Origin of the sequence: Metabacillus idriensis, from assembly GCF_009674765.1 — a bacterium.
GTDB classification, from domain to species: Bacteria; Bacillota; Bacilli; order Bacillales; family Bacillaceae; genus Bacillus_P; species Bacillus_P idriensis.
In genome coordinates, this window is the sequence record NZ_WKKF01000002.1 from 228,965 (window position 1) to 243,215 (window position 14,251).

The 14,251-nt window shown below is 42.8% G+C and carries 11 protein-coding genes; 10 read left to right on the forward strand and 1 reads right to left on the reverse strand.

Annotated features, from left to right (window positions below; genetic code table 11):
• Nucleotides 1-2: 2 nt before the first annotated feature.
• The 6 genes from atpG (at nt 3) to GJU41_RS09475 (ending at nt 7,293) form a co-directional block, all read left to right on the forward strand.
• Nucleotides 3-860, forward strand: coding sequence for an ATP synthase F1 subunit gamma (atpG, locus tag GJU41_RS09450; RefSeq protein WP_070877086.1), 858 nt, complete (start codon nt 3-5; stop codon nt 858-860).
• A 69-nt stretch (nt 861-929) separates the two neighbouring features.
• Nucleotides 930-2,351 (forward strand): F0F1 ATP synthase subunit beta, encoded by a 1,422-nt coding sequence (gene atpD / locus GJU41_RS09455; protein ID WP_070877087.1) that lies wholly within the window; start codon nt 930-932, stop codon nt 2,349-2,351.
• A gap of 26 nt (nt 2,352-2,377) precedes the next feature.
• A complete protein-coding gene (locus GJU41_RS09460; RefSeq protein WP_070877088.1) occupies nt 2,378-2,782 on the forward strand; it encodes a F0F1 ATP synthase subunit epsilon in 405 nt (134 codons plus the stop codon).
• Nucleotides 2,783-3,339: 557 nt separating this feature from the next.
• Nucleotides 3,340-4,287, forward strand: coding sequence for a sugar ABC transporter substrate-binding protein (locus tag GJU41_RS09465; RefSeq protein ID WP_154318426.1), 948 nt, complete (start codon nt 3,340-3,342; stop codon nt 4,285-4,287).
• Nucleotides 4,284-5,753: a sensor histidine kinase gene (locus GJU41_RS09470; RefSeq protein ID WP_154318427.1), complete on the forward strand. Its 1,470-nt coding sequence runs from the start codon at nt 4,284-4,286 to the stop codon at nt 5,751-5,753. Before GJU41_RS09465 ends, GJU41_RS09470 begins: the two co-directional genes overlap by 4 nt.
• Nucleotides 5,728-7,293 (forward strand): response regulator transcription factor, encoded by a 1,566-nt coding sequence (locus tag GJU41_RS09475; protein ID WP_154318428.1) that lies wholly within the window; start codon nt 5,728-5,730, stop codon nt 7,291-7,293. Before GJU41_RS09470 ends, GJU41_RS09475 begins: the two co-directional genes overlap by 26 nt.
• 315 nt (nt 7,294-7,608) lie before the next feature.
• Here the strand turns inward: GJU41_RS09475 and GJU41_RS09480 are convergent, their stop codons facing one another.
• On the reverse strand, nt 7,609-9,147 hold the full coding sequence (locus GJU41_RS09480; protein ID WP_154318429.1) for a Na+/H+ antiporter NhaC family protein: 1,539 nt from the start codon (nt 9,145-9,147) through the stop codon (nt 7,609-7,611).
• 315 nt (nt 9,148-9,462) lie between these two features.
• Between GJU41_RS09480 and GJU41_RS09485 the strand changes: the two genes are divergently transcribed.
• The 4 genes from GJU41_RS09485 (at nt 9,463) to GJU41_RS09500 (ending at nt 14,211) form a co-directional block, all read left to right on the forward strand.
• Nucleotides 9,463-10,140: a TIGR03943 family putative permease subunit gene (locus tag GJU41_RS09485; RefSeq protein WP_154318430.1), complete on the forward strand. Its 678-nt coding sequence runs from the start codon at nt 9,463-9,465 to the stop codon at nt 10,138-10,140.
• A gap of 197 nt (nt 10,141-10,337) precedes the next feature.
• On the forward strand, nt 10,338-11,381 hold the full coding sequence (gene xylF / locus GJU41_RS09490; RefSeq protein ID WP_154318431.1) for a D-xylose ABC transporter substrate-binding protein: 1,044 nt from the start codon (nt 10,338-10,340) through the stop codon (nt 11,379-11,381).
• Nucleotides 11,382-11,527: 146 nt separating this feature from the next.
• Nucleotides 11,528-13,033, forward strand: a complete 1,506-nt coding sequence (locus GJU41_RS09495) for a xylose ABC transporter ATP-binding protein (RefSeq protein ID WP_154318855.1) — start codon at nt 11,528-11,530, stop codon at nt 13,031-13,033.
• Nucleotides 13,030-14,211, forward strand: a complete 1,182-nt coding sequence (locus GJU41_RS09500) for a sugar ABC transporter permease (RefSeq protein ID WP_154318432.1) — start codon at nt 13,030-13,032, stop codon at nt 14,209-14,211. The genes GJU41_RS09495 and GJU41_RS09500 overlap by 4 nt, the downstream gene beginning before the upstream one ends.
• The last annotated feature ends 40 nt before the right edge of the window (nt 14,212-14,251 follow it).

Here is a 14,251-nt window from a genome sequence, read left to right on the forward strand (position 1 = left end):
CTTTGGCATCATTACGCGACATTAAATCAAGAATCACCTCAACGAAGAAAACAAGCCAGATTACTAAGGCAATGGAGATGGTTTCAGCCGCAAAGCTGAACCGCGCCGAAAACAACGCAAAAGCGTTTGTGCCTTATATGGATAAGATACAAGAGGTGGTTGCAAACATAGCTTTAGGCAGTACGGGTGCGTCCCATCCAATGCTTGTTAGCCGTCCAGTTAAGAAAACAGCCTATCTTGTGATCACATCTGACCGCGGATTAGCTGGTGCCCTTAACAGTAACGTTTTGCGTGCCGTATACCAGGCAATCCAAAAGCGCCACACGTCGAAAGATGAGTACGCTGTAATTGCAATCGGTAAAATCGGACGTGAATTCTTCAAGAAACGCGGTGTTCAAATCGCTCTTGAAGTGACAGGTATTGCAGATGACACATCATTTGCTGAGATTAAAGATATTGCAACAAACACAGTTAATATGTTCAATGATGGAACGTTTGACGAAATCTATGTGTATTACAACCATTTCGTAAGTGTGATTCAGCAGGACGTGACAGAAACGAAGCTTCTTCCTCTTTCTGATCTAGCCGTCTCTACTAAGAAAACATCTTACGAATTTGAACCTTCTGAGGAAGAGATTTTAGAAGTGTTATTACCACAATATGCTGAAAGTCTCATCTACGGAGCACTTTTAGACAGTAAAGCTTCTGAGCATGCTGCGCGTATGTCAGCGATGAAAAATGCGACAGACAATGCGAAAGAACTTATTAACAGTCTTACACTTTCTTATAACCGTGCACGTCAGGCTGCGATTACACAGGAAATCACTGAAATCGTCGGCGGAGCTGCGGCACTCGAATAGACATACTGGCCCAATAGATGGGTTTCATAGACAGAAATGTTCTGCACTAGCAAGTTAGGAGGGAAAACGATGAATAAAGGACGCGTTACTCAAGTTATGGGTCCGGTTGTTGACGTAAAGTTCCAAAGCGGTCAGCTTCCTGAAATCTATAACGCCCTTAAAGTTACATTCAAAGGACGCAGCGAAAACGAAGCAGCGTCAGAATTAACATTGGAAGTTGCCCTTCACCTAGGTGACGACACAGTTCGTACCGTTGCGATGGCATCAACAGATGGCCTTGTTCGCGGAAGTGAAGTATTAGATACAGGTGCACCAATCTCTGTACCAGTTGGTGATGTTACACTTGGACGTGTATTTAACGTATTAGGTGATAATATCGATTTGGATGCAGCAATTCCTGCTGAATCCCGTCGTGACCCAATCCACAGATTAGCACCTAAATTCGATCAGCTTTCTACTGAGGTAGAAATTCTTGAAACTGGAATTAAAGTAGTAGACCTTCTTGCACCTTACATCAAAGGCGGAAAAATCGGTCTTTTCGGTGGTGCTGGAGTAGGTAAAACTGTACTTATCCAGGAGCTTATCAACAACATCGCTCAAGAGCATGGCGGTATCTCTGTATTCGCCGGTGTTGGAGAGCGTACTCGTGAAGGAAATGACCTTTACCACGAGATGACTGATTCTGGCGTTATCAAGAAAACAGCGATGGTATTCGGACAAATGAATGAGCCGCCTGGCGCACGTATGCGTGTTGCACTTACAGGTCTTACAATGGCTGAATACTTCCGTGATGACCAAGGACAGGACGTTCTTTTCTTCATGGATAATATCTTCCGTTTCACTCAAGCAGGTTCAGAGGTATCAGCCCTTCTTGGCCGTATGCCATCTGCCGTTGGTTACCAGCCGACACTTGCTACTGAAATGGGTCAGCTGCAAGAGCGCATCACGTCTACAAATGTTGGTTCTGTTACATCGATCCAAGCGATCTATGTACCTGCCGATGACTATACGGATCCGGCTCCTGCAACAACTTTCGCTCACTTAGATGCAACAACTAACCTTGAGCGTAAGCTTTCTGAGATGGGTATTTACCCGGCTGTGGATCCACTTGCTTCTACATCTCGTGCATTATCTCCTGAAATTGTTGGAGAAGAGCATTACAATATTGCACGTCAAGTACAGCAAACACTTCAGCGCTACAAAGAATTACAAGATATCATTGCGATCCTTGGTATGGATGAGCTTAATGACGAAGATAAATTAGTCGTGCACCGTGCACGTCGTATTCAATTCTTCTTATCCCAAAACTTCCACGTAGCTGAGCAGTTTACTGGTCAAGCAGGTTCTTACGTTCCTGTTAAAGAAACAGTTCGCGGATTCAAGGAAATCCTTGAAGGCAAATACGATCATCTTCCAGAAGATGCTTTCCGTTTGGTTGGACGCATTGAAGATGTTATCGCAAGTGCGAAGAACATGGGTGTAGAAGTATAATTTTGGGACGCAGGAGGGTATAGAGTATGAAGACAGTACAAGTCAATGTCGTTACTCCCGATGGCCCAGTTTACGATGCAGACGTCGAAATGGTAAGCGTAAAGGCTCAAAGCGGTGAGCTCGGAATCTTGCCAGGTCATATTCCGTTGGTGGCTCCTCTTCAAATAGGAGCAGTTCGGTTAAAAACAGGAAAATCCACGGAACTCGTGGCTGTTAGCGGCGGCTTTTTAGAAGTACGGCCTGACAAAGTCACAATCTTGGCACAAGCTGCTGAGACTGTAGAAGATATTGATTTAACTCGTGCACAATCTGCGAAAGAACGCGCTGAACAGCGTCTGAACAAAAGTACAGACGATATCGATTTCAAGCGTGCGGAACTTGCCTTGCGCCGAGCAATGAATCGAATTAACGTATCACAGAATAAAATCTAATCAAGAAACCCCCGGGATATTGGATCCTGGGGGTTTTTGGTTTTGGCTGCTTTCCCATAGATTGTTGTTTTCGATTATAAATGTTGTCCGTTCCTTTCCGCTCCAGGAACTTGCTTTCCGCGGTCCGGCTGGGAGCCTCCTCGGCATGCCTGCGGGGTCTCCCATTTCCCTCTATTTTCCCGCAGGAGTCAAGTTTATCCGCCACAATCCACTAAAGGTTTTAAACATTTAGTCTAAAAGCAACTATGTTTAAGAAAAGAGCCTTTGGTTTTGTGGCGGATTGATGGGTATGATATGAAGCAACAAACAGTGACCGTTCACATAACAAAGTGTATTAAATTGAGTTATTCAACAACAAAGATGGGCCGTGCACGTAAGAAAGTGCAGCAAACCAACCATATTAAGACCATAATACCTCTTTTTATAGAAAAGACCTCCTCTCCATCAAAATGAACCTCAATAACATACCTTCGATAGAAACCACACAAAATATAAGCGTTTACAAACCTCAGCAAACCCTTATAATTAATTAAAAAGTCCTATGAAATGGTGATTCTATGAAGCAGCGACTAAAGCTGGCTCTGTTTGTTTTTTTGCTGATCTCTCTTTTTCCTCTCTATCAGCTTTTTCAGATCTATCAATCCAGTCAATCCTTTTCAGCTCAGGCAGATGCAGAGGAGTACCGGTACCGGCTTGTTTTAATTTCTCCCTATCTTGGTGATGCGTATTGGAATCAGGTGATTAAAGGGGTGGAGGCAGCGGCTCGGAAACTCCAAGTAAGCCTTGATATTAAAGGGACCAATCTTCCTGATAATGAAGAGCTGCAAAAAGCAATGAATATGGCGATTTCCTCACAAGTGGATGGAATCATGCTCCTCGGTATTGACGATCCTTCGTTTTCAGAAATGATTCAGAAGTCAACGATGAAGGGAATTCCAGTAGTTACGATTATGGCGGATCTGCAAGGAAGTCTCCGGAAATCTTTTATCGGCTCCAATCATTATGAAACAGGTCTAGAACTGGGGAACTATATAAAAAAGGCAGTAAAAAACAATGAAACCATTGGAATTATCAAGGGGAACAATGTCACCTCAATTGAAACACAGAGAATAAAAGGGTTAAAGGACAGTTTGAAGGCATCCTCTATTAAACTAGTTGAAACAGACAGACAGCATGCAGAGGAACAGACAAATGACCTTCTAAATCAGTATCCATCAATGAAGATGCTGATTGGAACGGGAATAGATGATGGCGATTTAATTGTAAGAACGATTGAATCAAGATCTGCTCTGTCTGGATTTGAAATTTATACGTTTGATGATACCCAGGAAACAATGAATCTTTTAAGAAGCGGTAAGATTTCCGGGACCATCCATCACAGTCATTCTTTAATGGGAGTAAAAAGCGTAGAAACGATTGTGAAATGGCTTGAAAAGGAAGATTTGCCGCTGCCTGTCTCCACTTATACGGAAACAAACGTGATAACGGAGGGGAGCAGGCCGTGACACGGATTCAGAGAAAAATCCTGACCATGTCGCTCATGATCATTCTGATAATGGGAGCATTTTGGACAGCGATCAGCTATATTAACCAAAAATCTATTTATGAGTATAACAATATCCTTGAGCGCTACTTGCTTTTAAATCATGTTTCTACAACAAGCGGGACAGCACTGGCAAAGCTAAGTGCGTATATCAGCACGCCGTCTCCTGAAAATCAGACTAGCTATGAAACCTACAGGAATCAGCTGAACGCCTCAAAGACGAAACTGGATCAGCTGAAAAATCAGGCCAATGCCATTGCTTTAACCGACTATATTTACATGCTGGACAGCCAGGTTGAAGCGATGGATTTAACCATCATGATGCACAAGCTGGACAAGCGGCAAAATTCACAGGCTGCATACGATGAAGCCCTGCAAATATCTAAATTTATTGACGAAACAACTCTTCTTTTATTCAAAAAAGAGCTGACCAATCAAAAGCAGTTTTATGAATCAATGATCGAAGTGACAAACCATCTTCGGTCGCTTGGTCTATGGATACTGGGTATAGTTCTGATCATATCGATTGCCTTTTCCTATTGGTTTTCAAAAGGCATTACCCGTTCCATCTACCTCCTGACTCAAGGAGCGAAAGAGGTGGCAGCCGGGAATTTTGACCATCCGATCAAGGTCAGCAGCAATGATGAAATCTCGTTTCTCGCAAAAACCTTTGACCGGATGAGAGAAAATATTAAAGAGCTTGTTGCAGAAATAAAGGAGAAAGCGAAGCTCGAAAAAGAGATTAAAGAATATCAGCTGCTTTTGAAAGAGAGTGAATTAAAAAGGCTCCATAATCAGATCAATCCGCATTTCCTCTTTAACACCTTAAACACCCTCTCAAAAAAAGCTTATTTAGAGGATGCATTTGAGACGAGCGATCTGATATCGACCGTTGCCAATCTTCTGAGATACAATCTCAGAAGTGTGGATGAGAACGTGACTATCCGTGATGAACTTGATTTAGTAAAGGAATACCTGACGATTTTAAAAGCGAGGTTTTCATCTCGAATTTCATATAGTTTTGAAATTGAGGAAGCGTGTCTGGAGACTCAGGTTCCTGCATTTTTTCTTCAGCCGATTGTGGAAAATGCGTTTAAATATGGGGTAGAGCCATATGAACAGGGCGGGTCCATTGTGGTTCGTGTATTCAGGAAGGACAATGAGATTCATGTCAGTGTGCAGGATGAAGGCTGCGGGGTGTCTGAGGAGATAAAAGAGCAAGTTCTCTCAGATTTACAGGCGGATTCAATCCAAAGCAAGTCAACAGGCATCGGCCTGCGAAATGTTGTTCAGCGCTTGCGTTTATTTACCAATAAGCATGATGTGATGGAAATTCATGCGGCTGGAAACAAAGGGACAGTTGTTTCAATAAAATTTCCTGCAATAGAAAGGAGCGAAGATCATGAAGCTGCTCATTACGGAAGATGAAGAAATTGAAAGACTGGCGTTGAAAAAAATAATTGAAACCGACTTTAAAAACATTTCAATTGTTGGTCTGGCTGAGAACGGAAGAATGGCGATTGAGCTAGCCTCAGAGCATAAACCGGATATCATTTTGATGGATATCAAGATGCCTGGAATTAACGGGCTTGAAGCCATTAAAGAAATTCAGAAAATCGTCCCGAATGCCAAAATCTTAATTGTCTCCTCTTATGATACATTCGATTATGCCCAGCAGGCGCTAAGGCTCGGTGTGAAGGATTATTTATTAAAGCCGAGCAAACGGGAAGTCATTCTATCAACCATTCAAAAGGTGATCAATGATATCGAGCTTGATTTATTGGAATCAGAAAAAAAGCAAAAAACAGAGGAGCGCATTCAAAAAATGATTCCGATTGTGGAAGCCGATCTTGTCACCCAGCTTCTTTTTGATCACGTTCATGATGTTCATCTTCATGAATGCATGAATTTGCTCGATGTCGACCAAACGCAGCCATCCTTTGTCCTCTTGGTTCACTTTTCACAGGATTCACTGACAGGTCCAATTGAGCAAATGTACGGAGAGCTTAAAAAAACCATTCAGCTTCAATCAAAAGGGTGGGTCGGGCCGATGTCAGGACTGCAGGTTCCGATTATTGTTTTCTCAGAAGGAGAACTGCACCATTACCGCAGAAATGCCATAGCCCTCGTTCAAAAGATCTTAAATAATCTCAAAGGATTATTCTCAGCATCTGCAGCGATCGGAATCGGCAAGGCATACCCGGCGCTCGAGCAAATCAGACAATCTTATTACGAAGCGCTCCGTGCCTCTATAACAGCAGGTTCTGGAGCCAGGTACAGCTTTTACAGCGATCTGATCTCCAATGAAGAAATGAAAGACAGAGAAATGCACCACATTGAAGAGCTTATCCTGGAGGAATTGCGGATCGGCAAGTGGGAAGGAGTCCGCAGTCATTTTCAGACGATGACCGGGTACTTTGAGAAATTTCAGCACCCGCTTGCTGAAGCAGAGCAAAAAGTCTATGACACGATGACATTAATGATCCGCTACTTGGATGAAATGGGCTTTGTAATCAGAAAACCAGTCTTTTCTTTCAGTGCAAAATCATATTTGCAAATGAAAACAGAAGTGAATTTTATTTTGGGAGATGTGATCAGCCAATACAAACAGGCGACTGAAAATCTTCAGGACGATATCCCGAACCGGATGAAGCAGCACATCAAGAAAAACTGCCACACCGATCTGTCTCTTGAGGCAATGGCAAAGGAGTTCAACCTCTCTCCGCAGTATGTCAGCAAAATTTTCAAAGAAGAGCTCGGCATCAGCTACATCGATTATTTAACAAAATGCCGAATCGAAAAAGCCAAAAAGATGATGGAAAAAGGCTCCCACAGCTTAAAAGAAATTGCATTTGAAGTCGGCTACAACGATCCGAACTACTTCAGCCGTGTGTTCAAAAAAGTGTGCAAGAAGTCTCCTAGTCAGTATAAGGATTCCCTTTTGACTAATAAAATTGGTCAGAGTTAGGCTTTGAGTCTGTTGTTATTAAAGGATCTTTTCGTAAACTTTGTTGCATTTAGACTACGTGTTTAAATCCTTAAGTGGATTGTAGCGGAAGGCATTTGACTCCTGCGGGAAAAAAGAGGGAAATGGGAGACCCCGCAGGCATAGCCGAGGAGGCTCCCACCCTCCCCGCGGAAAGCAAATGCCTGTAGCGGAAAGCAACGGACAACATTTATTATCGAAAACAACAATTTATTCAAAAACAGCCTAATAAAAAAACAGTGAATTCTATTGTAGAATTCACTGTTTTTTGTTCTTTTAATTCTTATGCTAGTACCCTCAATTAAGATAATTGCCCTTATCTGCCCCGACCATTTTTTGATTCTGCCATTTTGAAATAACGACAACTGCCGTGATCATGATCATAATAGCCGCTCCAAGGGAAAGGACGCTTGAAGTTAAACCTGCAATCAAGTAAGCAGCAAGTGCAGCCGCGCCATTTAATAAGGCATAGGGAAGCTGTGTCTTTACGTGATCAATATGGTCCGAGCCGGCTCCTGTAGAAGATAGGATTGACGTATCAGAGATTGGCGAACAGTGGTCCCCGAAAATCCCTCCTGACAACACGGCTCCAATGCAGACATAGATTGAAGCATCAAGATGTACAGCCATCGGAATAGCAAGCGGCATCATGATGGCGAAAGTGCCCCATGACGTTCCCGTGGCAAATGACATACATGCTCCACCCGCGAATAGAATAATTGGAATCAAATAGACAGGGATGTTTCCATCCATGATTTCTACTACATAGTTTGCTGTTCCTAAGTTTTTCATGACTGTACCAAGGGACCAGGCTAATACAAGAATGGCTGCGACAGTCATCATTCTTTGCATGCCTGACAAATAGATATCGAAAACTTCATTGAATTTTTTTACTTTATAGAAAACCATCAGCCCAATCAATACGATCGCTGCGAATAAGTAGGCAGTTGTTAAAGCGACACGGAATGCGCTGCCATCAATTTTTTCAAATGGAAATCCGAGAGGAATCAGCATTCCAAATAAAGTGACAAGTAATACGAGGAGAGGAACAAAGATTAAGCTTGCCTTGCTCTTTGTATTCTGAAGTTCTGTCATATTGTCAGGCTTTCTCATTGGTTTTGAATTCGGCCAAAATAAAGCGCCGGTTTCCTGTACCCGCTTTTCAGCTTTTGCCATTGCGCCAAACTCCAGCTTCGTTAAGGCAACAAGCGGAACCATCAATACTGCTAAGATTGGATAGAATTGAAAAGGGATCGCTTGTATGAATGCATCCCAATCTGTTTCGGTAATTTTCAAGCTGTCAAACTCTTTTTGAATCAGACCCATGATATAAACGCCCCACCCGATAAATGGGATAAGTACGGCGACTGGGGAAGCGGTAGAATCAATAATCCACGCTAACTTTTCTCTTGAGATCTTTGCTTTATCAAATATTTTTTCAAATATCGGGCCTACCAGGAGCGGTGTACCGAGATCTGAGAAAAAGATGATAATACCGCCAAACCAAGCAGCTAGTTGTGTTTTCGCCTTTGAATTTAAAAATCGGATAACCTTTTCTGCAAAGGCAGCGGCTCCCCCTGACTTTTCCATCAGTGCCACAAATCCTCCGATAAAAACAAGCAGTACAAGTACTCCCGCATTATATCCGTCTGTTAATTGGAAAAACAAATAATCGCTGATGATGGTTTTAGTTGCACTAAGCGGCATTCCCCCAGTTAAAATTAAAACTCCGGAAAAAGTCCCTATAAATAATGAAATAATAACGTTTTTGGTCACAAGTGCTGCCACAATCGCTAATAGTGGCGGAATGATTGAAACCCATCCAAGATGTTCCATCCGGCTGTCCTCCTTAAGTGATAGTGAAAAATAATATATACATAATCTTGCATTAATTTGAATTTATATGCAATAGTTTTTTTGGTAGATTCATGGGAAGTTAGTTGAAATACCATAAAATATAAGTTTTGAGTGATTTAAGAGTTTGTTTTTGGTTGTATGAAAATACACATGTATGCAAATGATGCTAGTGAAAATATAAGGAATTAGTAATTCTATCAAAGAATCAGAGATTTATTTCTTACCGAAACTTCCTTCTTTTTTGTTAAACTAAAGAGAGGGCAGTTCCCAGAAATCGAGTAGGAGTTAACAAAGATGAAAAATTTTTTAACGGCCGCTTTAGGTCTTTTGATCATAGGAAGTATTGTATTTGTTTTTGTAATGAGTATGCAGCCTGAAAAAGAAGTGAGAGAGCCGGAAAAACAAGAAGCTTCTCAGAAAAAAGAAGAACCGTTGGCAAATGCCAAAGAGTATTTAGAGGATCCTGACGGCTATATGGAAAAGCTGGATGAAAAATATAAACCTGAGCTAGAAGATGATCATCATCATGCGGAAGATAAGCCTGATGAATATTATGAAGATCAAAAGAATGATTTATTGAAGATGGATACAATCATTCTTTCCAATGAAAATTACATTTCCATTTTGGATGTTCTAGACCGGTTTCCAAAGGAGTTTGCGGGAAAACAGGTTGAACTGACTGGATTTGTCCACCGTGAAAAGGATTTTTCGGAAACGCAATTTGTAGTTGCAAGAAGCGGTGATCCGTGCTGTGTAGATGAGCATGACGGGTTATATGGTCTTCTTTCTGCGATGGAAAAGGCAAAAGATCTTCAAGATAATCAGTGGGTCAGCGTCTCAGGGGAGTTAAGTACAGCTGCTTATTCCTCCACTGAGGTACCATATCTGCAAATTAAGAAGATCTCAAAAATAAAACCTCCCGCACAGCCCTATGTCCACGAGGAAAAAGAAGAAGGTGCTCATTCTCATTGACATGCGGAATAAAAAGGCTGTATCGCTGATAAACAGTTAGCGGTACAGTCTTTTTTTAGAAGAATGAAAGCGGTTGCTGTTATTCTGAAAATAATGCTATATATCTTAAAAAAGTACAGGAATCACTTTAAATAAAACGCTTACACAGATGATAAAGTTAGTCTTGTAAGATGGAATGTCCAAAGGGGGATGGGGAAATGAAAAAGTTTTTTATGCTGTTTATGCTGATGATTTTTGTGTTTGGTCTAGCTGCATGCAATAACTCAGGATCTGAGCCGACTAAAGGGGATGGCGGCGGTTCTAAAGATGATGATGAATTAGTGATTGGATTCTCGATGGATACGCTGGAGGAAGAACGCTGGCAGCGCGACCGTGATTTGTTCGTAGAAAAAGCGGAATCACTTGGCGCGAAGGTAAATGTACAGGCAGCAAATGGCGACGATGCAAAGCAAATTGCACAGGCTGAAAACTTAATCAGCCAGGGCGTTGATATTTTAGTAGTAGTTCCTCATAACGCAGAGGTAGCGGCTTCGATTGTAGAAATGGCTCATCAAGAGGATGTAAAGGTTATTTCATACGACCGCTTAATCAAAAATTCAGATGTGGATTTATACGTTTCTTTCGATAATGAGCGTGTAGGGGAAATGCAGGCAACAGCTATCACAGAGCTTGTTCCTAAAGGAAACTATGTCTTAATTGAAGGAGCAGACACAGATAACAATGCCCATCTTTTCAAAAAAGGACAAATGAACGTGCTTCAGCCGTTAATTGACAGCGGCGATATCAAAGTTGTTTACGATCAGTGGACAGAAGAATGGGATCCTGCGAACGCACTTGCGAATATGGAAAATGCTTTAACGGCAAACAACAATAAAGTCGATGCTGTAGTGGCAGCGAACGATGGTACGGCTGGCGGCGTTATTCAGGCGCTTGCAGCACAAGGATTGGACGGAAAGGTTCCGGTATCAGGCCAGGATGCAGAGCTTGCAGCTGCACAGCGTATCGTAGAAGGCACACAGACAATGACGGTTTACAAACCAATCACATTGATTGCTGAAACTGTAGCTGACTTAGCTGTGAAAATGGCGAACGACGAAAAAGTGGAAACGAACGGTAAAGTGAACAACGGCAAAATTGACGTGCCATCTTTATTGCTCGATCCGGTTGCGGTCAACAAAGATAACATCGATGACACCATCATTAAAGACGGCTTCCATAAAAAAGAGGACGTTTATAAATAAAAAGGAATGAAAATGCGGAATGCACTGTATTCCGCATTTTTTTCTAGAAAGAATCGAAAAAATAGGCGGATCAAATTGAAGGCAAAACCATACTTCAATAGTTCCCGCCCGCTAAAGGAGGACCTGCGGTGTCATCAGTATTAGAAATGAACGGAATTACAAAAGAATTTCCAGGCGTCAAAGCCCTCGATAACGTGACATTTAACGTGAAAAAAGGCGAAATCCATGCACTCTGCGGTGAAAATGGTGCAGGTAAATCGACTTTAATGAAGGTGATGAGCGGTCTTTACCCAGCCGGAACATATACAGGCTCCATCTCTGTTGAAGGAGTGGAGCAGTCTTTTAAAACGATCAAGGATGCAGAAAAAGCCGGCATCTCGATTATTTATCAGGAGCTTGCTCTGGTCAGACAAATGACGGTAGCTGAAAACTTAATTCTCGGGAATGAACCTGCCACGTTTGGCATTATTGATCAGAATATGATGATCCAGGTGTGTGAAAAATGGCTGGCGGAGGTGGGCTTAAAGGGTGTCAGCCCAGATACAATTACCGGGACACTTGGCATCGGCCAGCAGCAGCTGGTCGAAATCGCCAAGGCCCTCTCCAAAAATGCAAAAATACTCATTCTGGATGAACCGACTGCCGCACTTACGGAACAGGAGGTTAAGATCCTGCTCGCTATTTTGAAAGAATTTAAAGAGCGGGGCGTCACGTGCATCTATATTTCCCACAAACTGGGAGAGGTGTTTGAAATCGCAGATACCATCACGGTTTTGCGGGACGGAAAAACCGTAACCTCTCAAAGAGTTGAAGACATGACTGAGGATAAAGTGATTGCGTACATGGTTGGACGTGAGATTAAAGACCGGTATCCCCGCATGATCGCGAATCCTAAAGAAACGATGCTGAAGGTGGATGATTACAGTGTCTATCATCCGGAATTGCCAGGAAAAAAAGTAATTGATTCTGTTTCCTTCCAAGTCAGAAAAGGAGAAATCCTCGGCATTGCCGGACTGATGGGATCTGGCAGAACAGAGCTTGTAATGAGTTTATTCGGGGCATATGCAGGCTTATCTCAAGGGACGATTGAGATAGACGGCAAAGCTGCAAAAAATAAATCAGTTAAGCATGCAATCGAAAACGGCCTGGCGCTCGTCTCGGAGGACCGCAAGAAATTCGGACTCGTTTTAAACATGGATATTCAAAATAACGTGACTCTGCCAAGCCTTAGGCGCATCTCATCGTACGGCATGATCAATCAGAATGAAGAGATTCACAGCGGAAATCAGTATTTGAAGCAGTTAAGGATAAAAGCTCCTTCGGTTGAAACGGTTGTCGGCACACTGAGCGGAGGAAATCAGCAGAAGGTGGTTATCGGAAAGTGGCTGATGACAAAGCCGAAGGTGCTGATTCTGGATGAACCGACAAGGGGAATTGATGTTGGAGCCAAGCTAGAAATCTACAACATTATGAACGAGCTTGTGAAAGAGGGCGTGGCTATCATCATGATTTCGTCAGAACTGCCTGAAGTACTGGGCATGAGTCACCGGATTTTGGTTATGTCTGAAGGAAGATTCACAGGGGAATTTCAGGCGGAAGAGGCGACACAGGAAAAGATCATGAGAGCAGCGACAGGAGGACTTGCAGGATGAATACGAACCTGAATATCAATAAAAAGCAAACACCGATAAAAGAAAAAAAGATCAGTCTTTTTACAATTGATATCCGCGCATATTCCATGATAGGGGCATTAATCGTCATCTGGATCTTATTTTCTGTATCAAATGATACCTTTTTAACACCAAGGAACTTATCCAATCTCTTTTTGCAAATGTCTGTTACCTCCATTTTAGCAATCGGCATGGTCCTGATTATCGTATCGGGTCAAATTGACCTCTCTGTAGGCTCGCTTGTCGGATTGACAGGGGGAGTTGCAGCAATCCTGAATGTATGGCTTGGCTGGGATACGGTGCCGGTCATCATCGCAACGGTTTTATTAGGAGCATTGATCGGCTTATGGCAGGGCTGGTGGATTGCCTACAGGGCGGTGCCTGCTTTTATCGTCACTCTTGGAGGCATGCTGATCTTCCGCGGAATATTAACGGGGATTACCGGCAGTATGACAGTCGCCCCGCTTTCTCCTGAGCTGAAATTTATCGGTCAGGGATATGTGCCTCCTGCAGTTGGTCTTGTAATTGGAGCCATCGCCTTTATTCTTGCCGTCTTCTTTTTAATCAGACAGCGCAATGCGAGAATTAAGTACGGATTTGAAGTTCTCTCTATGAATTGGACACTTATTACATCTGTTGGGTTTGGATTGCTGATCTTTACGTTCGTTTACTTGATGAATCAATATCAGGGGATTCCAATTCCGTTTATCACCGTGATTTTGCTCGCAGTCGTGTTTCACTTTATTGCAAAAAAGACCGTGTTCGGCAGACAGGTCTATGCGATTGGAGGAAATCCGGAGGCAGCTGTCCTGTCGGGGATTAACATGAAACGGAGAATTCTGCTTGTCTTCGTTCTCGGGAATACACTTGCAGCCATTGCCGGCCTTGTTCTTACAGCACGCGTTAATGCGGCAACAGTTGGGGCAGGGAACATGTATGAGCTAGATGCGATTGCAGCCTGTGTCATCGGCGGAACGAGCTTAATGGGGGGAATCGGCACTATTCCAGGCGCAATCATCGGAGCACTGGTAATGGCAAGTCTGGATAACGGCATGAGCATTATGAACATCGATGCGTACTGGCAGCTGATTGTAAAAGGAAGCATCCTGGTCCTTGCCGTATGGTTTGATATTTACAGCCGGAATAAGAAGAAAAGGTAACATCTGAACGCTTGCATCTTTGGTGCAGCGTTTATTTTTT

Bases quoted from the DNA above. Each gene is read 5' to 3' on its own strand.
- GJU41_RS09500 (WP_154318432.1), top strand. From the start codon at position 13,030: ATGAATACGAACCTGAATATCAATAAAAAGCAAACACCGATAAAAGAA.
- GJU41_RS09485 (WP_154318430.1), top strand. From the start codon at position 9,463: ATGAAAAATTTTTTAACGGCCGCTTTAGGTCTTTTGATCATAGGAAGT.
- GJU41_RS09465 (WP_154318426.1), top strand. From the start codon at position 3,340: ATGAAGCAGCGACTAAAGCTGGCTCTGTTTGTTTTTTTGCTGATCTCT.
- GJU41_RS09495 (WP_154318855.1), top strand. From the start codon at position 11,528: ATGAACGGAATTACAAAAGAATTTCCAGGCGTCAAAGCCCTCGATAAC.
- GJU41_RS09460 (WP_070877088.1), top strand. From the start codon at position 2,378: ATGAAGACAGTACAAGTCAATGTCGTTACTCCCGATGGCCCAGTTTAC.
- xylF (WP_154318431.1), top strand. From the start codon at position 10,338: ATGAAAAAGTTTTTTATGCTGTTTATGCTGATGATTTTTGTGTTTGGT.
- GJU41_RS09475 (WP_154318428.1), top strand. From the start codon at position 5,728: ATGAAGCTGCTCATTACGGAAGATGAAGAAATTGAAAGACTGGCGTTG.
- GJU41_RS09480 (WP_154318429.1), bottom strand. From the start codon at position 9,147: ATGGAACATCTTGGATGGGTTTCAATCATTCCGCCACTATTAGCGATT.
- atpD (WP_070877087.1), top strand. From the start codon at position 930: ATGAATAAAGGACGCGTTACTCAAGTTATGGGTCCGGTTGTTGACGTA.